The sequence below is a fragment of the Pseudomonas danubii genome (genome assembly GCF_042980055.1).
GTDB lineage: Bacteria > Pseudomonadota > Gammaproteobacteria > Pseudomonadales > Pseudomonadaceae > Aquipseudomonas > Aquipseudomonas danubii.
Map to the genome: position 1 here is coordinate 417578 of NZ_CP116502.1, position 20468 is coordinate 438045.

A 20468-nucleotide genomic window follows, 5' to 3' on the forward strand; every position below is an offset into this window, starting at 1 on the left:
ATGTTCAATAGTTGAAAGACTTGACCAGCAACAGGTCGCCGATGGCCCGCATGGGCACGATAAAGGTCTCGCGTTTCTCATCGACGGTGTTTTCGTTAAGGATCAGGTTGATCTGCGAGGTGATCACCTCGTTCTGATTGCTGCCTTCGTCGAAGTTGTACCCGCCACCGCCGAAGTTGCCCCAGTAGTTGACGTAGATCAGATAGGTGCCCCGCAGCGGCGCGGTCATGGTGAACATTTCAGGGCCCGGCCCGTCGACGCCGTCCGGGTCCAGGCCGCCGCCGTTGGTCAAACCGGGATGACCGAAGAACGCGTGTTGACCGTCGGGGGTGATGATGTGCATGTCCAGCTCGGCCTTGGGATCATCCCAGCCCAGCACCACGCGAATGCGTGGGGGCGTCTTGTTCTGATTGGCTTCGTAGAATTGCACGCGCTTGAGGGACTTGCCCTCGGAGCTGCGCACTTCGACGCTGTTGGAGCCGGCGCCAAACGCATAAGGGCGAGCGAAGCGGCCCTGTTCGTCGGTGTAGAGGTTCAGCGGATTGCCGTTGACCGACAGGCTATGGGGCTGGCGCAAGTGACCGATCGCCTTGAGCTGGCCCTCGATCAGGGTGCGGTTGCGTTGAATGCCGCGGTCGATGGGGGGCGTCGGATAGGCCACCCGGTCCTGCTCGGTGCGGTCCAGCAGTCCGGAATAGCGCCAGCCGGCCAGGGGTTCCTGAAGTTCGGCGGAAGGTTCGGCGAACACCGCCCCGGCCACCAGCAAGGTCAGCAGGAGGGAGGATAAAACGCGCATGTAATGCGTCCTGCCATGCATGGGAAAACCCTGGCGCCAGATCCTCGGCGCGGCTGCAAATATTCAGAAAGAGTGCCCGGCGACAAAGGGCGCTGGAAAGGCCGCAGATTAGCGACTTGGCGCCTGTTGCACAATTGGCGAAAAGGGATTTTGCAAGGCAATCGACACCCTGCTGAAGTCCGCCCCGCAGGTGCCACTACGGCGACATTATCCGCGCCGAGAAAGGTGGCCATACGCCATTAATTGCGCACCTCATCAGCCGACAACAAAAACCCTTAGTTCAAGTACGAATCTGCCCCAGAGGCCCCCTCTCTCCAGCACTCGCAAGCGTCCGACCGCCAAGCATCGACGGCTGCCGATCGACCCTGCGGCAAGCGCTCTGGAATGCCTGTTGCACCAATCGGCCCGGCCATCGCCCATGGCAGCCAGGGGCCATCGCGCATTCCCTCAGGGAATGACCCCATACCCATTAGTCGATTGCTACAGCGCACCACTCAACGCTTATCTAAGAACGCCGCAGCGTTGCACCGCGGCGCCCTGTGATTGCGGCCTCGCCTGGCCATAAAAAAGATAAGCAACGGGAGTGCCTCACTGATGAAGTATCCGTTAAGAGCCTGGGTCTTCTGGCCCACCTTTCTGATTCTGCTGGCGGCGGTGATCGCCAGTTACCTTGATCTGCAGGGTTTCCTGGCGGTGAGCAGGCAGCTCAACCGGATCATCCTCGACAACTTTTCCTGGCTGTTCAGTGCCGGCAGCTTCTTCCTCCTGGTACTGACCGCCATCGTCTACTTTTCGCCCCTGGGGCGGGTGCGCATCGGTGGCGAAGACGCCAAGCCCCTGCTGAGCAAGCCGCGCTGGTTCATGGTGGCCCTGTGCACCACCCTGGCGGTCGGCGTGCTGTTCTGGACCACCGCCGAGCCGCTCTATCACCTGTATGGCCCGCCCTCGAGCCTGAACATCGAAGCCGGCAGCAGCGAAGCCAAGCACTTCGCCATGTCCAGCATGTTCCTGCACTGGACCCTGACGCCCTACGCCATCTATCTGGTGCCCTCACTGGTGTTCGCCCTGGTTTTCTACAACCTGCGCGGCCACTTCTCCATCGGCGCCATGCTGCAACCCCTGCTTGGCGCAGCATGGGTCAAGCGCCATGCCGGACTGATCGACACCCTGGCGATGTTCGCCCTGGTGGCGGGCATGGCCTCTTCCCTGGGCACCGGCGCCCTGACCCTGTCCGGTGGCCTGAGCCAGTACATCGGCGGTGACACCACGCCGCTGCGCCTGGGACTGATCATCGCGGTGATCGTCGCCACCTTCGTGTTCTCCGCCGCCAGCGGCTTGCAGAAGGGCATCGTCAAGTTCTCCACCTTCAACACCTGGATCATGCTGGCCCTGGGGCTGTTCGTCCTGGTCTGCGGGCCGACCCTGTACATCTTCAGCCTCGGCATCGAGTCCTTCGGCACCTACCTGCAGACTTTCTTCGGCCGCAGCCTGTTCACCGGCGCGGCCAGTGGCGATAACTGGCCCCAGAGCTGGACGGTGTTCTACTGGTCGGTGTGGTTCGCCTGGGCCCCGGTGAGCGCCATGTTCCTGGGCAAGATCGGCCGTGGCTATACCGTGCGCGAATTCATCCACATCTCCATGCTCTACCCGGCGCTGTTCACCGCCCTGTGGATCTGCATCTTCTCCGGCAGCAGCCTGTACTTCGACGCCCAGGGTGATGGAGTACTCAACCGCGTGCTCAACGAGCAAGGGGTTGAGCATGTGCTGTACCAGGTGTTCCAGCAGCTGCCGGCGAGCGGCCTGATCATTGCCTTCCTGCTGTTCATTGCCTTCATCTCCTTCGTTACTGCTGCCGACTCCAGCACCGATGTCATCGGCAATCTGTGCAGTCGCGGGGTCACCGCCGACTCCGATCTGGACGGCAACCCGCTGCTCAAGGTGATCTGGGGCGCGATCATCGGCTGCGTGTCCTGGGTGATGGTGGCCTACGTCGGCATCGACGGGGTCAAGATGCTCTCCAACCTGGGCGGCCTGCCGGGCATGCTGATTGTCCTGCTCTCCAGCAGCGCACTGATCATCTGGATGAAAAACCCGTCCTTGCTGACACCGCCGCTGCCAGCGGACGAGCTCGGGGAAAGCCACTCGCCACGAGGGCCTACCCCATGAACGTCCGTCTCCTGATCCTTGGCGGCCTGGGCCTGACGCTGCTCTGCCCCGCGCTGGCCCACGCCAGTCAGGCGCAATCCCGGGGCTTTGTCGAAGACAGCCGAATCAACGGCCTGGTGCGCAACAACTACCGCAACAACGACCATCGTCAGTTGGACCTGGATGCCCGCGAGTGGGGCCAGGGCCTGCAGCTGGACTACGCCTCCGGCTACACCCAGGGCACCCTGGGCTGGGGCCTGGATGCCCATGCCTATTTCGCCACCCGACTCGACAGCGGCGGTGGCCGGGCGCGCACCATGATGCTGGTCAGCGACAGCGACGGCAGCAGCCGCCGGGAATCGGCCACTGCCGGGGCGGCGCTGAAAATGCGCCTGTCCAATACCGAGCTCAAGTACGGCGACCTGCGGCCACAGACCCCGGTGCTGGCCCTGGCCGACAACCGGCTAATGCCGGCCACCGCCACCGGCCTGGCCTTCAGCAGCCGCGAGGTGGAAGGCCTGTTGCTGGAGGGCGGGCACTTCACCGCCTCCCGGGACTTCAACCAGACCGGTCATCGGGGCGGCTTCCACGCCGGCTACGCCAGGGTCGAGGGCGGCGACGCCAGCTATCTGGGCGGCACCTACCAGTTGCATCCGCAGGTCGAGCTGGGGCTCTACAGCTCGCGCTACCAGGACCTGTGGCGCCAGCACTACGTCAACCTCAACCTCGACCAGCCCCTGGACGCCGAGGAGCGGCGCAGCCTGAACCTGGACCTGCGACTCTACCGCTCCCTGGACGACGGCAAGGCCCTGGCCGGGGACATCGCCGTAACGGCCTGGTCGGCGGCGCTGGCCCTGAACCAGGGCCCGCACACCGTGACCCTGGCCCACCAACGCATCCATGGCCAGCAGCCCTTCGACTATCTGGCCCTGAGCGGCGGCGGCTTCCACGGCTCGATCTACCTGGCCAACGCCTCGCTGATCGCCGACTTCAACGGCCCCGGCGAACGCTCCTGGAGCCTGGGCTACCGACTCGACCTGGAGCACCTGGGCCTGCCCGGCCTGTCCTTCGGCACCCGCTACATCCGTGGCAGCCATGTCGACGGCCGGCGGATCCCCAAAGACAGCCCCTACCGCTACTACGCCGACAAGGAGCGCCAATGGGAGCGGGACATCGACCTGAGCTACCGGGTGCAGAGCGGCGTCGCCAAGGACCTGTCCCTGAGCCTGCGCCAGGGCACCTACCGCATTAACGGAACCTCGAACGGCGATGTCGACCACATCCGCCTGGTCACCGAGTACCCCTTCAGCCTGCTGTGATCCACCGCGCTCGGCCCGGTGCCGGCCCCTTTTTCGACTGGAGTAGCCCATGGACGTCATCCGCGACTTTCCCCATCCGATCCGCGAGATCGAGCACTGCCTGATCCCTCTGCGTGACGGCACCCAACTGGCCGCGCGTATCTGGCTGCCGGCCGATGCCGGCACCCGGCGTTACCCGGCAATTCTCGAATACCTGCCCTATCGCAAGCGCGATGGCACCGCAGTGCGCGATGCCCTGACCCATCCCTGGATGGCGGGCCAGGGTTACGCCTGCGTGCGCGTGGACATGCGCGGTAACGGCGAGTCCCAGGGCTTGATGGCCGACGAGTACCTGCCTCAGGAACAACAGGACGCCCTGGAAGTGCTCGACTGGCTCTGCGCCCAACCCTGGTGCGACGGCAACCTGGGGATGATGGGCATCTCCTGGGGCGGCTTCAACGGCCTGCAAGTGGCGGCCCATCAACCCGCAGCGCTGAAAGCCATCATTACCCTGTGCTCCACCGACGACCGCTACGCCGACGACATTCATTACAAGGGTGGCAACCTGTTGATGGAAAACCAGGGCTGGGCCGCCACCATGCTCAACTTCAGCGCCGCCGTACCGGACCCGCTGCTGGTGCCGGACTGGCAGGCGCAATGGCAGCAACGCCTGGACGCCATGCCGATGCTGGCCGAAACCTGGCTGCAGCATCAGACCCGTGACGACTACTGGCGCCAGGGCTCGGTGTGCGAGGACTACGCGGCGATCAAGGCCGCGGTGTACTGCATCGGCGGTTGGGGCGATGCCTACAAGAACAGCGTGCCGCGCCTGATGCAGCACCTGAATGGCCCGAAGAAAGCCCTGCTCGGCCCCTGGATTCACAAGTACCCGCACTTTGCCGTGCCCAACCCGGCCATTGGTTTTCTCCAGGAGGCCAAGCGCTGGTGGGACCACTGGCTCAAGGGCATCGACAACGGGGTGATGGACGAGCCCGCCTGCACCTTCTACCTGCAGGACGCCGTGCCGCCCAAGGCCAGCTACGCCGAACGCCCGGGCGTGTGGGTGCAGACCGCCGGCTGGCCCGATCCACAGATCCAGTGGCAGACCTTCAGCCTTAGCGACAGCGGGCTCAGCGCGGGAGCGCAAGCGCTGAGCGCAAGTCGCAGCATCTGCTCGCCCCTGACCACCGGCCTGCATCAGGGCGAGTACTGCGCCATCTGGTTCGGACCGGACGGCCCCACCGACCAGCGCCGGGACGATGCCCATTCACTGTGCTTCGACAGCCAGCCCTTGAGCGAGCCCCTGGCCTTGCTGGGTGATGTGCGCCTGGACCTGCGCCTGACCTCGGACCGGCCTTGCGGGCAGATCGTCGCCCGGCTCAATGCCGTGGCCCCGGACGGTCAGGTGGCGCAGATCACCTACGGCACCCTGAACCTGTCGCTGCGCGACGACTTCGCCGTGGCCAGCCCACCCGAGCCCGGCGCGCCCCTGCAGGTTCGCTTCAACCTCGACCATGTCGGTTATCGCCTGCCGGCCGGTTATCGCCTGCGCCTGGCGTTGAGCACCGCCAGCTTCCCGTTGCTGTGGCCGGCCCGGGAGCTGACCACCCTGACCCTGCTGCCCGAGGTGCAGAGCGTGCAGTTGCCGGTGTTCATCGGCGAACCCGTGGCGTGTCCGTTCGAAGCCCCGCAAAGCGCCCCGCCGGCCAACCTGGAAATCATCCGCGCCGCCGCCCCCAAGCGCAGCCTCAGCGAAGACGTGGCCAGCGGCGAAGTCTGCGTGCGTATCGACGACGACCTGGGCGCCATGCGCTTGCTCGATCACGGCCTGTGGGTCGACCAGCGCTGCACCGAGCAGTACCGCACCCTGCCCTGGGACCCGCTGTCGACCCGGGCCGATATCCAATGGCATTACCGGGCCGGTCGCGGCACCTGGTCGGTGGAAGTGGACAGCACCCTGGGCCTGCACGCCGACGCGCAATGGTTCTACCTGCGCGCCACCCAGGTTGCGCGACTCGATGGCCGGCAGATTCATCAACGCCAGTGGCACAAACGGATCGCCCGATCCACGCTGTAAAGCGTGGCAGGATGCCCAATCTCCGAGACTCGGCGGGACGCAGGACACAGCGCCCGCCCCTGTAGACTGGTACCCGCATGTCGCATCGAAACGTCGATCTGCCCCCTCTCAACTGCCTGCAGCCTTTCGAGGCCGTGGCCCGTCATTTGAGCTTTACCCGGGCCGCCCAGGAGCTGAACCTGACCCAGAGCGCGGTGAGCCGCCAGATCAAGCGTCTGGAGGCAAACCTCGCCCGGCCGCTGTTCCACCGCCACAACCTGGGCATCAGCCTGACCCCGGCGGGCGAGCGCTACTTTCGCACCATCCAGCGCCTGCTGCGCGAGCTGGACCGCGAGTCGGCGGAACTGCGCCGGCGCGGCGCCGAGCGCCAGCTGACCCTGGCCAGCACCCCGACCATCAGCTCGATCTGGCTGGCGCGCCTGCTGCCAGCGTTCCAGAGCCTGTATCCGGAGCTGGACATCCGCATCCTCTGCAGTGAAAGCCCCCAGCACCTGGATGTCAGCGAGTACGACCTGGGACTGTTCTATCACCTGGACGAGTTGCCGGCGCCCCTGGGCCTGGAGCTGACCCCGGTCTTTGCCGGGGAGCAGGTGATCTGCGTCTGCAGCCCGGACTACCTGAGCCGCAAGGGGCCGATTCGTGATCCGCAACACCTGCTGCAGGAACACCGGCTGCTGATTGTCGAAGACCACTATCACGACTGGCTGACCTGGTCCGACTGGTTCAGTGCCGTGGGCGCGACCTATCACTCCCCGCAACATGCCCTGCGCACCAACAGCTACCAGTTGCTGATGCAGTCGGCAGTGATGGGCCAGGGGGTAGCCCTGGGCTGGGAAAGCCTGCTGCAGGACGAACTCGCCGCCGGACGCCTGCAACGCGCACTGCCGCAGCGCATGCCCAGCCGCGGGCGCCTGAACCTGATGCAACCGCACCACCGCAATCCGCCATCCGCCGTACGCCGCTTTCGCCAATGGCTGCTGGAACACACCCACCTTGCCCACGACACCGGTCCTTGACCGCCCCGACCTGACGACTCATGAACCTGAACCTGCTGACATTCCCCGCGCTCTACTGCGCCACCCTCCTGATGCTTGCCGGCAACGGGCTGTTCTTCAGCTTTATCGGCCTGCGCCTGACCAGCGACGGGGTCGGCGAACTGTGGATCGGTGGCCTGACCGCCGCCTATTACGCCGGCATGGTCTGCGGCGCCAAGTTCGGCCATCGGATGATTGCCGCCGTGGGCCATATCCGCTCCTACGTCGCCTGCGCGGGTGCCGCGACCATGATCGTGCTCCTGCACCTGCTGTTCGAAGATCTGTGGTTGTGGCTGGTGCTGCGCTTCATCACCGGCCTGGTGATGATGAACCAGTACATGGTGATCGAAAGCTGGCTCAACGAGCAGGCGGGCAACCAGCAGCGCGGCGCAGTGTTCGCCGGCTACATGGTGGCGGTCTCCCTGGGCCTGATGCTGGGTCAGAGCGTGCTGATCTGGCGTCCCGAGCTGGACTTCAAGCCTCTGCTGATCGTCGCCCTGTGTTTCGCCGCCTGCCTGATACCCGTCGCCCTGACCCGACGCCTGCACCCGGCCAAGCTGGTGGCAGCCCCCCTGCAGATCGGCTTTTTCTGGCGCCGGGTGCCGCAAGCCCTGAGCACGGTGTTCATCACCGGACTGCTGGTCGGTTCGTTCTATGCCCTGGCACCGGTGTTCATCACCTTGAGCGGCCTGGACACAGCCCAGGCCGGCACTTTCGTCGCCGTGGCGATCCTGGCCGGGCTGTGCGGCCAGTGGCCGCTCGGCTGGCTTTCGGATCGCCTCGACCGCGCACGACTGATCCGCGCCTGCGCGCTGCTGCTGTGCCTGGTGACTGTGCCTTTGTGGGGGCTGGTCGGCCTGTCGTTTACCTTCTTGCTGCTGTTCGCCTGCCTCAGCGGCCTGCTGCTGTTCAGCCTCTACCCACTGGCGGTCGCCCTGGCCAACGACCACATTGAGCAACCCCAACGCGTGGCCCTGAGCGCCATGCTCCTGGCCACCCACGGCGTCGGCGCCTGTCTGGGGCCGCTGCTCAGCGGCGCGCTGATGAACCTCTATGGCCACAACGCCTTATACATGGTGTTTTCGCTGTTCGCCCTGCTGCTGGCCTGGCGGGTACAACCGAGCAAGGTCAGCGGGGAGTTCCGGGTCGACGACGCGCCGTTGCAGCACGTGGCCATGCCCGAGCATCCGCCAAGCGTGCAGGCCTCGACCCTTGATCCACGCATCGAGGCTGTGCCCGGGGAGTGGCTGATCCAGGCGTCGCCGCCCGGTGAACCAGGGCACAGCACGCTCAAGACCGACGCTGCATCCGCCTGATTCAGGCAGGGTTTAATTGGACGCTGAGCCGAATACATGCTCTATTCGGCTCACCGTAAGAGCTGAATAGAGCATGTATTCGGCTCATCCCCAGAGAGCCCGTCCATGGACCACCCACGCTGGATCTGGCAACACCCTACCTGGCACAGCTTCGACTGGCAGGCCGAGCGTCTTGCGCCGCTGTTGCGCGAATGCGCTCAGGCTCAAGGCCGTTTGTTGGGCATGTCGGGCGTGGTGGACCAGGAACTGAGCGTCCAAAGTGAACTGGACGCGTTGCTGCAGAACATCCTCACTTCATCTGCCATCGAAGGTGAACATCTGAATGTCGGCTCGGTGCGCTCATCCCTGGCGCGGCGACTGGGCCTGGAGCTCCCTCTGGAAAGCCGCACCAGCCCACGCAGCGAAGGCCTGGCGGAGCTGACCCTGAATGCCACCCAGCACTTTGCCCAACCCCTGAGCCCTGCACGACTGATGCGTTGGCATCAGTGGCTGTTTCCCACGCAAGAGCAGCACCTGATGAGCCTGCCGATCCGGGTCGGCGAACTGCGCGGGGAGGCACCGATGCAAGTGGTGTCAGGTCGCCTCGATCGTCCCACCGTACACTTCGAGGCGCCGCCCAGAGCCGGCCTTGAGCAACAGTTGCAGAGCTTCCTGGAATGGTTCGAGTCCAGCCGTCATCTGCCCGGGCTCGACCCGCTGCTGCGGGCCGGGGTCGCGCATTTCTGGTTCGTCACCCTGCACCCCTTCGATGACGGCAACGGCCGTTTGGCCCGGGCCATCACTGACCTGGCTCTGGCCCAGGCCGAACACCAGGCTATTCGCTTCTATGCCATGTCCTCCAGCATCCTCAAGGACCGCGCGGGCTACTACCGGATACTGGAAAACAGCCAGCGCGGCGGGACGGATATCAGTGCCTGGCTGGAGTGGTTCCTGCAAACCCTGCTCAGCAGCCTGCAGCAGGCGATGTCACGCATCGACCGGGTACTGGACAAGACTCGCTTCTGGCAGCAGCACCGCCAGCAGGCGCTGTCTGCGCAACAGATCAAAGTGCTCAATCGCCTGTTCGACGGGGATCAGGACAGCTTTGCCCATGGCATCAGCGCCAGCCAATACCAGGCGCTGGCCAAGGTCTCCAAGGCCACCGCAACCCGCCACCTGGCCGACCTGCTGGCCAAAGGCTGCATCATCCGCTTGCCCGGTGGTGGCCGCAGCACCCGCTATGCAGCGAACCTGCCGGAGCGTCTTGGAGCCCCAGGAAAAACCCCGTGAAAAGCGCAAGCCAAGGCCACTGAAACCCGGGCCAGCAAGCGCTTCTCATTTGCCCGAAACCCCGGTGTCTGCTAGTGTCGCGCCGGTTTAACGTCAACCGGGATAGCCGCCATGGCCCGCAAAAAAGCTGCCTTAGATTTCGAACAATCCCTCGCCGACCTGCAAACCCTGGTCGAGCGTCTGGAGAACGGCGAGCTGTCGCTGGAAGACTCGTTGACCGCCTTTGAACAAGGCATCGGCCTGACCCGTGATTGCCAGGCCGCCCTGGCCCAGGCCGAGCAGAAGGTGCAGATCCTGCTGGAGCGCGATGGCGAACTGGCCGAACAACCTTTCGACGCGGAACAGCCAGAATGATTGCCGCTTATCAGGCCACCAGCCAGGCCCGCGTCGACGCTGCAATGCACACCCTGTTCACCGCTCCAAGCCCCGAACTTGCCCGCCTTTATGAAGCCATGCGCTACAGCGTGATGAATGGCGGCAAGCGCGTGCGCCCGCTGCTGGCCTACGCCGCCTGCGAGGCGCTGGGCGGCAGGCCCGAGCAAGCCAACGGCGCGGCCTGCGCGGTAGAACTGATTCATGCTTACTCCCTGGTCCACGACGACCTGCCGGCCATGGACGATGACGACTTGCGTCGCGGCCAGCCCACCACCCACAAGGCGTTCGACGAAGCCTGCGCCATCCTCGCCGGCGACGGCCTGCAGAGCCTGGCCTTCAGCGCCCTGCTGGACCCGGGCCTGAGCGACGCCAGCGCCGAGATCCGCCTGCGCATGGTCACCACCCTGGCCCAGGCCGCAGGCCCGGCGGGCATGGTGGGCGGCCAGGCCATCGACCTGGGCTCGGTGGGGCTCAAGCTCGATCAGAAAGCCCTGGAGTACATGCACCGGCACAAGACCGGCGCGCTGATTGAAGCCAGCGTGATTCTCGGGGCCCTGGCCAGCGGCCGGGCCGAGAAAGACGAGCTCAAGGCCCTGCAGACCTACGCTCAGGCAGTCGGCCTGGCATTCCAGGTGCAGGACGACATCCTCGACGTCGAAAGCGATACCGCAACCCTGGGCAAGCGCCAGGGTGCCGACATCGCTCGGGACAAACCGACCTACCCGGCGCTGCTGGGCCTGGCCGCAGCCAAGGAATACGCCCTGGAATTGCGGGACCAGGCGCTGCATGCGCTGCGTCCGTTTGACGCAGCGGCCGAGCCCTTGCGCGAACTGGCGCGGTATATCGTCGAGCGCCGCAGCTGATCAACTCCCGATAGCAGGACCGCATATCGGCCAAGTTCGGCGCTCCGCGTGGGCAGCTTGCGATGCATAAGGTAAACTGCCGCCTCTTTCTATACCTATAACGATTCGCCTGATGCCCACGACGTTTCATGAGATTCCCCGCAAACGCCCTACCACGCCGCTGCTCGACCGTGCCCAGACGCCGGACGGCCTGCGTCGGTTAGGTGAAGCCGAGCTGGAAACCCTGGCCGATGAGTTGCGCCTGGAATTGCTCTACACGGTCGGCCAGACCGGCGGGCATTTCGGTGCCGGCCTCGGGGTCATCGAGCTGACCATTGCGTTGCATTACGTGTTCGACACCCCGGACGACCGGCTGGTGTGGGACGTGGGTCACCAGGCGTATCCGCACAAGATCCTCACCGGTCGTCGCGAACAGATGGCCAGCCTGCGCCAGAAAGATGGCCTCGCGGCCTTCCCGCGGCGCTCCGAGAGCGAGTACGACACCTTTGGCGTCGGCCACTCCAGCACCTCCATCAGCGCCGCCCTGGGCATGGCCATCGCCGCCCGCCTGCAGCACAGCGAGCGCAAGGCCATCGCGGTGATCGGCGACGGCGCCCTGACCGCGGGTATGGCCTTCGAGGCGCTGAACCACGCGCCGGAAGTGGACGCCAACATGCTGGTGATCCTCAACGACAACGACATGTCGATCTCGCGCAATGTCGGCGGGCTGTCCAACTACCTGGCCAAGATCCTCTCCAGCCGCACCTACGCCAGCATGCGCGAAGGCAGCAAGAAAGTGCTGTCGCGCCTGCCCGGTGCCTGGGAAATCGCTCGCCGCACCGAAGAATACGCCAAGGGCATGCTGGTCCCCGGCACCCTGTTCGAAGAACTGGGCTGGAACTACATCGGCCCCATCGATGGCCACGACCTGCCGACCCTGATCGCCACCCTGCGCAACATGCGTGACCTCAAGGGCCCGCAGTTCCTGCATGTGGTGACCAAGAAGGGCAAGGGCTTCGCCCCGGCGGAAGTCGACCCGATCGGCTACCACGCCATCACCAAACTGGAACCCCTGGATGCTCCGGCGGCCGCACCGAAAAAGGCCGGCGGTCCGAAGTATTCCGGCGTCTTTGGCGAGTGGCTGTGCGACATGGCCGCCGCCGATCCGCGCCTGGTGGGCATCACCCCGGCGATGAAGGAAGGCTCGGACCTGGTGGCCTTTAGCGAGCGTTTCCCGCTGCGCTACTTCGACGTGGCGATTGCCGAGCAGCACGCAGTGACCCTGGCAGCCGGCATGGCCTGCGAAGGCGCCAAACCGGTGGTGGCGATCTACTCCACCTTCCTGCAGCGCGGCTATGACCAACTGATCCACGACGTGGCGGTACAGAACCTCGATGTGCTGTTCGCCATCGACCGTGCCGGCCTGGTGGGCGAAGACGGCCCGACCCACGCCGGCAGCTTCGACCTGTCCTACCTGCGCTGCATCCCCGGCATGCTGGTGATGACCCCGAGCGACGAGAACGAGTTGCGCAAGATGCTCAGCACCGGGCACCTGTACAACGGCCCCGCCGCCGTGCGCTACCCGCGCGGTACTGGCCCCAACGCGCCGATCGACAAGGACCTGGAACCGATCGAGATCGGCAAGGGCGTGATCCGCCGCCTAGGCAAGCAAGTGGCCCTGCTGGTATTCGGCGTGCAACTGGCCCAAGCCCTGCAAGTGGCCGAAAAGCTCGACGCCACCGTGGTCGACATGCGTTTCGTCAAACCCCTGGATGAAGCCCTGGTCCGCGAGATCGCCGGTAGCCACGAACTGCTGGTGACCATCGAGGAAAACGCCATCATGGGCGGCGCCGGAGGCGCGGTCAGCGAATTCCTGGCCCGCGAGAACATCCTCAAGCCGATCCTGCACCTAGGGCTGCCGGATGCCTACGTCGAGCACGCCAAACCGGCGCAGATGCTTGCCGAATGCGGCCTCGACGAAGCCGGCATCGAAGCTTCGGTACGCCAGCGTCTGGAACTGCTGGGCCTGGCTTGATCCACAGCGGCTACCTGTAGCCGCTGCTGCACGCCCGCCATGCGGGCGTCGCTTTTGCTCCCTTCCTTATCCGGCTTCACACACTGCGGCGAAGGCCGAGCCGCGCTAACGGAATAGCCATGAAACTCTCTCGCCTGGCCCTGCCGCTATGTCTCCTGCCCTGCGCCGATCTGCTGGCCGACACCTCCGAGCGCGATCAGGCGCTGAAACTGCCCGAGATGCTGATCAGCGCCAACCGTCAGGTGGAAGCTCGCAACGACAGCAGCGCGGCCAACACCGTGTTCACCCGGGAAGACATCGACCGCCTGCAACCCAGCAGCCTGACCGATCTGCTGCAACGGGTGCCTGGTGTGCAGGTCGCCCGCAGCGGCGGCCGCGGCAGCCTGCCAGGCATCTTCATTCGCGGCACCAACTCGGCCCAGAGCCTGGTGCTGGTGGATGGCCAGCGCATCAGCAGTTCATCCTCCGGCGACAGCAACCTGCAATTCATCAGCATCGAGCAGATCGAGCGAGTGGAAGTGCTGCGCGGCTCGCGCTCGGTGATCTACGGCAGCGACGCCATTGGCGGGGTGATCCAGATTTTCACCCGGCGTGGCGCCCAGCAAGGCCTGCAAGCACGCATGCATCTGGGGGTGGGCAGCAACCAGACTTGGGAACGCAGCCTGGGACTATCCGGTAGCGATCAGCAGACGCGCTTCAGCCTTGGCGCCAGCCTGGATGAAACGGCGGGGATCGACTGGACCCATGAGTCGTTCCCCAGCGATACCGACCATGATGGCTACCGCAACCAGTCGTTGAGCTTCACCCTCAGCCACGCACTGAACGATGATTTAGAGGTGGGCTTCAACCTGCTGGATAACCGTGGCCGCGCTCGCTACGACAACCCTTTCGGACGCTACGATTCAAGCTACAACGTCTTCGCCCAGGACCCTTACACCGACTTCAGTGTCAGCAGCGTCAGCGGCTATCTCGACGCGAACCTCAATGACTACTGGAAATCGCGGCTGGAGCTCGGACATAGCGAAAACCGCGACCTCAAACGCGACAAGCTCAGCGACGAACGTAGCGTGTTCAATACCTACCGGGACTCGCTGAACTGGCAGAACGATATGCGCCTGGACGAGGACAACAGCCTGATCCTCGGCGCAGACTGGTACGAAGACCGGCTCAATACCAGCCCAGCATCATTTGCCGAAGACAGCCGCTGGAACCGGGCAGCCTTCATCCAGCATCGTTTTCACGGTGAAAGCTTCTCCACCGAACTGGGTTTGCGCCGCGATCAGAACCAGCAATATGGCAGCCAGAACACTTGGAGCGGCACCTTCACCCTGCCGCTGAACCCGGACAATGACCTGCTGCTGTCCTATAGCGAAGGCTTCCGGGCGCCCAATTTCAGCGATCTGTATTACCCCGGTTTCAGCAATCAAGATCTCAAGCCGGAGCACTCCAAGAGCTATGAACTGCAATGGCGTAGCCAGCTGACGCAAAGCAGCCGTCTGGAAGCTTCGATCTACCGGACCGATATCAAAGAGGCGATTATTTATGACCGTGTTGCGCAGCGCCCGGAAAACGTTGGCGCAGCAAGGATCAATGGTTTCGAGGCGGCCCTGAAACAGGAGCTGCTCGGCTGGCAGACCAGCATCGGCACCGCAATCATCGATCCACGCAACCGCAAGGATGGCCATCAACTGCCGCGCCGTGCCCGGCGCACCTTGAGCCTGGACCTGGACCGACAATTCGACCCATTGGCGTTCGGTGCCAGCTGGCAACTGGTAAGCAAGAGTTATGAAGACCTGAACGTGAAAAAGCAGGTACCTGTGGGCGGCTACGGCCTGTTTGGCCTGCGCAGCAGTTGGGCACTCAATCGGGAGCTAAAGCTGGACCTGAAACTCGACAATGTTTTCGACAAGTCCTATACCCGCGAGCTTTATGAATACAACGGTAACGATTACGGCTACCGCGAAGAAGGCCGCACCTGGATGCTCGGCGTGACCTGGACGCCCGAGCTGTAAGATCCGTCGAAGGGGCTCAGCGCTCGGGCGCAATCAAGGCGCAGAGCTTGGCAGTGGCCGCGATCATCTGCCCACTGGGCCGTTCCAGGCCCTTGTCCCTCACCAGCAACAACCGCCCCTGCCGCACCGCCGCGATCTGCGGCCAGGCCTTCCAGGCATCCAGCTGCCCCTGGGCGGTGGCCAGGATCGCCTGCGGATTACGCTGCAATACCGATTCGATACTGACCTGGGGCGCCGGCAGGTGCTGGTCGGCAAATACATTGCGCGCCCCGCAGACGCTCAAGGCTTCACTGATGATCTGCCCACCGCCCACGGTGTATAACGGCTGATCCCAGACCTGATAGAACACCGGCACGGCGGGCTCGCGATGATAGCGTGCACGCAAGCTGGCCAACTGACCATTCAACTCGTCTGCCAGTTTTCGCCCGGCGGCCGGGCGGCCCAGGCGCTCGCCGATCTCGGCGATCTGCGCCAGCAACTGCAGGAAATCATGGGGTTCGGCAACATAGGTGGGAATGCCCAGGCGCGCCAGTTGGTCGCGCTGGGCCGGGCCAACACTGCCCGGCCAAAGCAACAGCAGGTCAGGTTTGAGGCTCAGTAGGCGCTCGATATCCAGCTGGCCGTAACGCCCCACCGAAGGCAGGTGTTTGAGCGACGCTGGCCGCTCACCGGCGTCCAGCACTCCCACCAGCAACTCGGCAGCGCCCAGCTCCACGACGATTTCCGTGAGCGACGGCGCCAGGCTGACCACTCGCGGCGCAGCCAGCGTCGGAACGCTGGCCAGCAGGCACAGGACCGCCAGCCAGCGCCACATCAGCCCAGCTGACGAGGAATACGGTAGAGGTAGAACAGCACCGCGGTGGACAGCGCCAGGAGCATCAGCGGCACCGCTTCCAGGCCGACAAACACTGCCAGGGCACCGATCCAGGCGGGCAAGGATGCCGCCAGGAAGGCGGCGCGACGACGGGCCGCCAGGGTGATCCAGGCGGCAGGCTCCTCAGGGGTATCGAGGGCTTTGCCGGCGGCGATCAAGGCATGCTTGTAGCCGTTGAAAAAACGCAGGCTGACGAACATCGAAGCCGTACCGGCGATAAAGAATGGCATCGCCAGCACGGGCATCAACGCCTCGCCCTGACCAAACACCAGGTTGATCACAAACAGCGGCAGCAAGGCCAGAGCCAGGTATTGCCACCAGCTTACGGTCAGACGCCGTTTGACTTGACCCCGAGTCACGCGCGGTCGACCTCGCCCTGGTGCTCGTTGCCCATCATGTGGTCGAGCTTGCTGGCCTTGGTCGCCAGGTACAGCTTGTTGTGGGGGTTGTGCCCGGTGTGCAGCGGCACCCGCTCGGCAACCTGGATGCCCATCTCGGTCAGTGCCTTGACCTTGCGCGGGTTGTTGGTCATCAGGCGTAGGGACTTGACCCCCAGATGCTCGAGCATCGGCAGGCACATGCCGTAGTCACGCTGATCCGCGGCGAACCCCAGGCGCTCGTTGGCTTCCACGGTATCGGCGCCACCATCTTGCAGCTCATAGGCACGGATCTTGTTCAGCAGGCCAATACCGCGACCTTCCTGACGCAGGTACAGCAATACGCCACGCCCTTCCCGGGCGATGGCCCGCAGGGCGGCTTCCAGCTGCGAGCCGCAATCGCAACGCTGGCTGAACAGGGCGTCGCCGGTCAGGCATTCGGAGTGCAGGCGACCGAGAACCGGCGCGCCATCGGCGATGTCCCCCAGGCTGAGCACGACGTGCTCGCGACCGGTGGCTTCATCGAGAAAACCATGCATGGTGAATTGCGCAAAAGGTGTAGGCAGCTTGGAGGCGGCAACAAAAACGACGGGCACTGTTGTGCTCCTGATCTGTATGAGGACTGGAGATTCGCAGAGGCGGCATTGTAACAGCAGCCTCCACTGCACGCTTAGGCTGAATTATCGGAGATAAAGATCGATAAGTTTGATCAACGGACCGCCGGACGCGGACTCCCATCAAAGGGATAAGGCTGCTTCCAACGCTCGAAGATTGGCCGTAATCGCCCTGTACTCACCAACTGCGCCATGCGCTGGTCATACAGCTCGCGCATTTCCCGGCCCCGGGGATTACTGGCAAACCCCAGGTACAGCGGCAGCTCGGCCAAATGGGTGCGCTTGAACTGGCTCGGGTCCTGAGCCTGGCTCAGCACATAATCGATCTCGGTCTGGGCATCGATATAGTAGTCGGCGCGACTGTAGAGCAGCATCGGCAGGATACCGACACGCCGCCGGATCTCGTTGTAGCGGCGAACATTGGGCAGGTAGTCCTGGTACTTGTAGCCACGCACCCAGACCAGCCGGTAACTGCCGAGCGTCGCCAGGCTCAGTTCCGGACTGCTCGCCAGGCCCAGGGCGTAGATGTGGTCCGTGTCGTAGTTCCAGTGCGGGTAGAGCACGCCCGGCGATTCGTCGCGATAAGCCCCAACCTGTGCATCCACCTCGCCGCGCTGCACCAACCCGACCGAACGGGTATAAGGCACGCTGTAACGCTCGATGGTGATTCCCACGGGCTCGAAGACTTCGCGCAGGATGTCCCAGGCCAACCCATCGCCGTCGGCCTCGGTGTATTCGCTCCAGACCTCACTGGCGATGCGAATCTGCCCGGATGGCGCCTGCAGCTCGCCGGCCCGGACGCTGCAACAGCTCCAGGCAACCAGCAACACCAGCAGCACGCGGCAGACATCCATGCCTAATTCCTCAGTTGAAGCACCACACCAGCCCTTGCATCGCCAACCAGGCAAACACGCCAGCCAGCACATCATCGAGCATGATGCCGACACCGCCATGCACATGCCGGTCGACCCAGCGAATCGGCCACGGCTTGAGAATGTCGAAGAAACGGAACATTAGAAACCCCGCCAACAGCCAGTACCAGCCCTCGGGCACCAGCCACAGGGTGATCCACATACCGACCATTTCGTCCCAGACGATACCTTCGTGGTCATGCACCCGCAGATCGTCGGCGACCTTGCCGCACAGCCAGAAGCCGAACAGCATGGTGACGCCGAGCATCAGCCAGTAGCCCCAGTCCGGCAACATCTGCCACAGCGGGATAAAGGGTAGTGCAACCAGCGAGCCCCAGGTGCCTGGTGCCTTGGGCAAGGTGCCGGAACCAAAACCGAACGCCAGGAAATGCCAGGGATTACGCCAGACCGACGGCGGTACGAACTCCGCCGGGACCTGTTTGGGATGATCTGTCACGGTGTCTCCGCAAAGTGTTGATAACCCCGGGTGCCGGGGGTGATGTCCTGGCCGCCGGCGTCCAGCAGGGTCACGCCCTGCCCGGCCACCACTTGCCCCACCACCTGCACCGGCCAACCAGCCGCCAACAGCGGCGCCAGCTCGGCAGGCGGCAAGGTAAAGGCCAGGACATAGTCATCGCCGCCACTCAGGGCCGCAGCGCGGGCACCCTGTTCGCCAAGAAAGCTCAACAATGCCGGCGACAGTGGCAATTTCTCCACCTCCACCTGCAAGGCGACCTTCGAAGCGGCCGCGATATGCCCGCAATCGGCCAGCAGGCCATCGGAGATATCCAGGGCCGAGGTGGCCTTGCCCCGCAGTGCCTGGCCCAGGGCCAATTGCGGTTGCGGTGACCAGTAGTGAGCCAGCAAGGGGGCGGCGATGGTTGCATCAGCGCTGCGCTGGCCCAGGACCAGCGGCAGGGCTCCGGCGGCATTGCCCAACTCACCGCCGACGCACAGCAAATCACCCACACGGGCACCACTGCGGGTCAGGGCAAGGCCTGCGGGCACTCGCCCGAAGACGGTCAGGGTCAAGGTCAGCGAGCCACGAGTGGTGTCGCCACCAATCAGGCGCACGTCGCAACTCTGGGCCATGGCGTTCAGGCCGCGGGCATAGGCCTGCAGCCAATCGGCGCTTACCGTCGGCAGGGTCAGGGCAAGGGTAAAGGCCAGCGGAGTGGCGCCCATGGCAGCCAGATCGCTGACAGCCACCGCCAGGGAGCGTTGGCCTAAAAGATAGGGGTCGCAGGGATCGGCGAAATGCACACCGGCCACCAGGGTGTCGGTGGAAATCGCCAACTGCTCGCCCGAAGCAACCGCCAGCAAGGCGCAGTCGTCACCAATCCCCAGGGCAACACCCTCGCCGCCTTGCGCACAAGGCGCGGCAGCGAAGAAGTTACGGATCAGCTCAAACTCGCCCATGGCAGCTGCAAGCGCGGTTCAGCGCTTGAACGCCTTCACTTCAGCTTCACGCAGGCGTGGGGCCAGCTTGTCGAGAACACCGTTGACGAACTTGTGGCCGTCGGTGGAACCGAAAACCTTGGCCAGTTCGATACCTTCGTTGATCACAACGCGGTACGGCACGTCGACGCGCTTGAGCAGTTCCCAGGTGGACAGCCGCAGTACCGCCAGCTCAACCGGGTCCAGCTCATCGATGGCCAGGTCCAGGCAAGGCACGAGCGCGTTGTCGATCTCGTTCTTGTTGGCCGGAACTCCGTGCAGGATCTCCCGGAAGTAGGCGCCGTCGATGTCAGTGAAATCGTTGTCGACCCGAAACTGCGCTTCGATCTCGTTCAGCGAATGCTTGGCCATGTGCCATTGGTACAGCGCCTGGGTCGCGAGCTGACGGGCTTCGCGACGCTTGGCGCTATTGGATGGCTTGCCGGCGTTGGCAGGCTTGGGATCGCGCGGGTTGAAACGATCGCTATCGTCGCTAATCACTTGGCCTCCAACTGCGCCAGCAGGCTGACCATTTCCAGGGCGGACAGGGCAGCTTCAGCACCTTTGTTGCCGGCCTTGGTGCCGGAACGTTCGATGGCTTGTTCGATCGAGTCAACGGTCAGCACGCCGAAGGCCACTGGTACGCCGAACTCCATGGACACCTGGGCCAGGCCCTTGGTGCATTCGCCGGCCACGTATTCGAAGTGCGGAGTACCGCCACGAATGACCGCGCCCAGGGCGATGATCGCCGCGAACTCACCTTTCTGTGCGACTTTCTGCGCGACCAACGGAATTTCGAAGGCGCCAGGGGCACGGATGATGGTGATGTCGCTTTCGCTCACGCCATGGCGAACCAGGGCGTCAACCGCGCCGCTGACCAGGCTTTCGACGACGAAGCTGTTGAAACGGCCGACCACCAGGGCATAGCGGCCTTTAGGGGCGATGAAGGTACCTTCGATGGTCTTCAGGGTCATTCGACAAATCTCTTAAAGAGCCAGAGCGTGTCTAGCACACGCTCTTCAGTGATATTTGAACCGCGAATTTCAAGCCGGAAAC

General features: G+C 64.1%; 19 protein-coding genes. 10 read left to right on the plus strand and 9 right to left on the minus strand.

All coding sequences use genetic code 11. The features are described 5' to 3' along the window. Positions 1-4: 4 nt before the first annotated feature. Positions 5-796, minus strand: a complete 792-nt coding sequence (locus tag PFZ56_RS01995; protein ID WP_102882364.1) for a YfaP family protein — start codon at positions 794-796, stop codon at positions 5-7. A gap of 594 nt (positions 797-1390) precedes the next feature. Here PFZ56_RS01995 and PFZ56_RS02000 point away from each other — a divergent pair. The 10 genes from PFZ56_RS02000 to PFZ56_RS02045 all read left to right on the plus strand — a co-directional run bounded on the left by PFZ56_RS02000 (position 1391) and on the right by PFZ56_RS02045 (position 15199). Beyond that, positions 1391-2962, plus strand: a complete 1572-nt coding sequence (locus PFZ56_RS02000; protein WP_170002146.1) for a BCCT family transporter — start codon at positions 1391-1393, stop codon at positions 2960-2962. Then, a complete protein-coding gene (locus PFZ56_RS02005; RefSeq protein WP_170002148.1) occupies positions 2959-4260 on the plus strand; it encodes an OprD family outer membrane porin in 1302 nt (433 codons plus the stop codon). Before PFZ56_RS02000 ends, PFZ56_RS02005 begins: the two co-directional genes overlap by 4 nt. A 49-nt stretch (positions 4261-4309) precedes the next feature. Then, the gene (locus tag PFZ56_RS02010) at positions 4310-6316 is read left to right on the plus strand and encodes a CocE/NonD family hydrolase (protein WP_170002150.1); all 2007 of its coding nucleotides are present in this window, start codon (positions 4310-4312) and stop codon (positions 6314-6316) included. A 77-nt stretch (positions 6317-6393) separates the two neighbouring features. Then, entirely contained in the window at positions 6394-7332 is a 939-nt protein-coding gene (locus PFZ56_RS02015; RefSeq protein WP_102882368.1) for a LysR substrate-binding domain-containing protein, read from the plus strand. 20 nt (positions 7333-7352) lie between these two features. Then, positions 7353-8666: an MFS transporter gene (locus PFZ56_RS02020; protein WP_170002152.1), complete on the plus strand. Its 1314-nt coding sequence runs from the start codon at positions 7353-7355 to the stop codon at positions 8664-8666. A 105-nt stretch (positions 8667-8771) separates the two neighbouring features. Further along, the gene (locus tag PFZ56_RS02025) at positions 8772-9935 is read left to right on the plus strand and encodes a Fic family protein (protein ID WP_394304584.1); all 1164 of its coding nucleotides are present in this window, start codon (positions 8772-8774) and stop codon (positions 9933-9935) included. 111 nt (positions 9936-10046) lie between these two features. Further along, positions 10047-10289: an exodeoxyribonuclease VII small subunit gene (locus PFZ56_RS02030; RefSeq protein ID WP_011063724.1), complete on the plus strand. Its 243-nt coding sequence runs from the start codon at positions 10047-10049 to the stop codon at positions 10287-10289. After that, the gene (locus PFZ56_RS02035; protein ID WP_102882371.1) at positions 10286-11173 is read left to right on the plus strand and encodes a polyprenyl synthetase family protein; all 888 of its coding nucleotides are present in this window, start codon (positions 10286-10288) and stop codon (positions 11171-11173) included. Before PFZ56_RS02030 ends, PFZ56_RS02035 begins: the two co-directional genes overlap by 4 nt. Positions 11174-11285: 112 nt before the next feature. Then, positions 11286-13187: a 1-deoxy-D-xylulose-5-phosphate synthase gene (gene dxs, locus PFZ56_RS02040; protein WP_170002156.1), complete on the plus strand. Its 1902-nt coding sequence runs from the start codon at positions 11286-11288 to the stop codon at positions 13185-13187. 119 nt (positions 13188-13306) lie between these two features. Next, positions 13307-15199, plus strand: a complete 1893-nt coding sequence (locus PFZ56_RS02045) for a TonB-dependent siderophore receptor (RefSeq protein ID WP_170002158.1) — start codon at positions 13307-13309, stop codon at positions 15197-15199. Positions 15200-15215: 16 nt separating this feature from the next. On the opposite strand, the gene PFZ56_RS02050 is transcribed toward PFZ56_RS02045, so the two are convergent. The 8 genes from PFZ56_RS02050 to ribE all read right to left on the minus strand — a co-directional run bounded on the left by PFZ56_RS02050 (position 15216) and on the right by ribE (position 20386). Further along, a complete protein-coding gene (locus tag PFZ56_RS02050) occupies positions 15216-16013 on the minus strand; it encodes a cobalamin-binding protein (protein WP_110596267.1) in 798 nt (265 codons plus the stop codon). Continuing rightward, positions 16013-16432: an MFS transporter gene (locus PFZ56_RS02055; RefSeq protein ID WP_102865296.1), complete on the minus strand. Its 420-nt coding sequence runs from the start codon at positions 16430-16432 to the stop codon at positions 16013-16015. The genes PFZ56_RS02050 and PFZ56_RS02055 overlap by 1 nt, the downstream gene beginning before the upstream one ends. Next, positions 16429-17046, minus strand: a complete 618-nt coding sequence (ribA, locus tag PFZ56_RS02060; protein WP_102865295.1) for a GTP cyclohydrolase II — start codon at positions 17044-17046, stop codon at positions 16429-16431. Before ribA ends, PFZ56_RS02055 begins: the two co-directional genes overlap by 4 nt. A gap of 113 nt (positions 17047-17159) precedes the next feature. Beyond that, a complete protein-coding gene (locus PFZ56_RS02065; RefSeq protein ID WP_102882375.1) occupies positions 17160-17918 on the minus strand; it encodes an ABC transporter substrate-binding protein in 759 nt (252 codons plus the stop codon). 10 nt (positions 17919-17928) lie between these two features. Continuing rightward, positions 17929-18432: a phosphatidylglycerophosphatase A gene (locus PFZ56_RS02070; RefSeq protein WP_102865293.1), complete on the minus strand. Its 504-nt coding sequence runs from the start codon at positions 18430-18432 to the stop codon at positions 17929-17931. Further along, complete coding sequence (gene thiL, locus PFZ56_RS02075; protein ID WP_102882376.1) at positions 18429-19394, minus strand: thiamine-phosphate kinase; 966 nt, start codon at positions 19392-19394, stop codon at positions 18429-18431. Before thiL ends, PFZ56_RS02070 begins: the two co-directional genes overlap by 4 nt. 18 nt (positions 19395-19412) lie before the next feature. After that, positions 19413-19913: a transcription antitermination factor NusB gene (nusB, locus tag PFZ56_RS02080; RefSeq protein WP_170002160.1), complete on the minus strand. Its 501-nt coding sequence runs from the start codon at positions 19911-19913 to the stop codon at positions 19413-19415. Continuing rightward, complete coding sequence (ribE, locus tag PFZ56_RS02085) at positions 19910-20386, minus strand: 6,7-dimethyl-8-ribityllumazine synthase (RefSeq protein ID WP_003228649.1); 477 nt, start codon at positions 20384-20386, stop codon at positions 19910-19912. Before ribE ends, nusB begins: the two co-directional genes overlap by 4 nt. Positions 20387-20468: the final 82 nt, after the last annotated feature.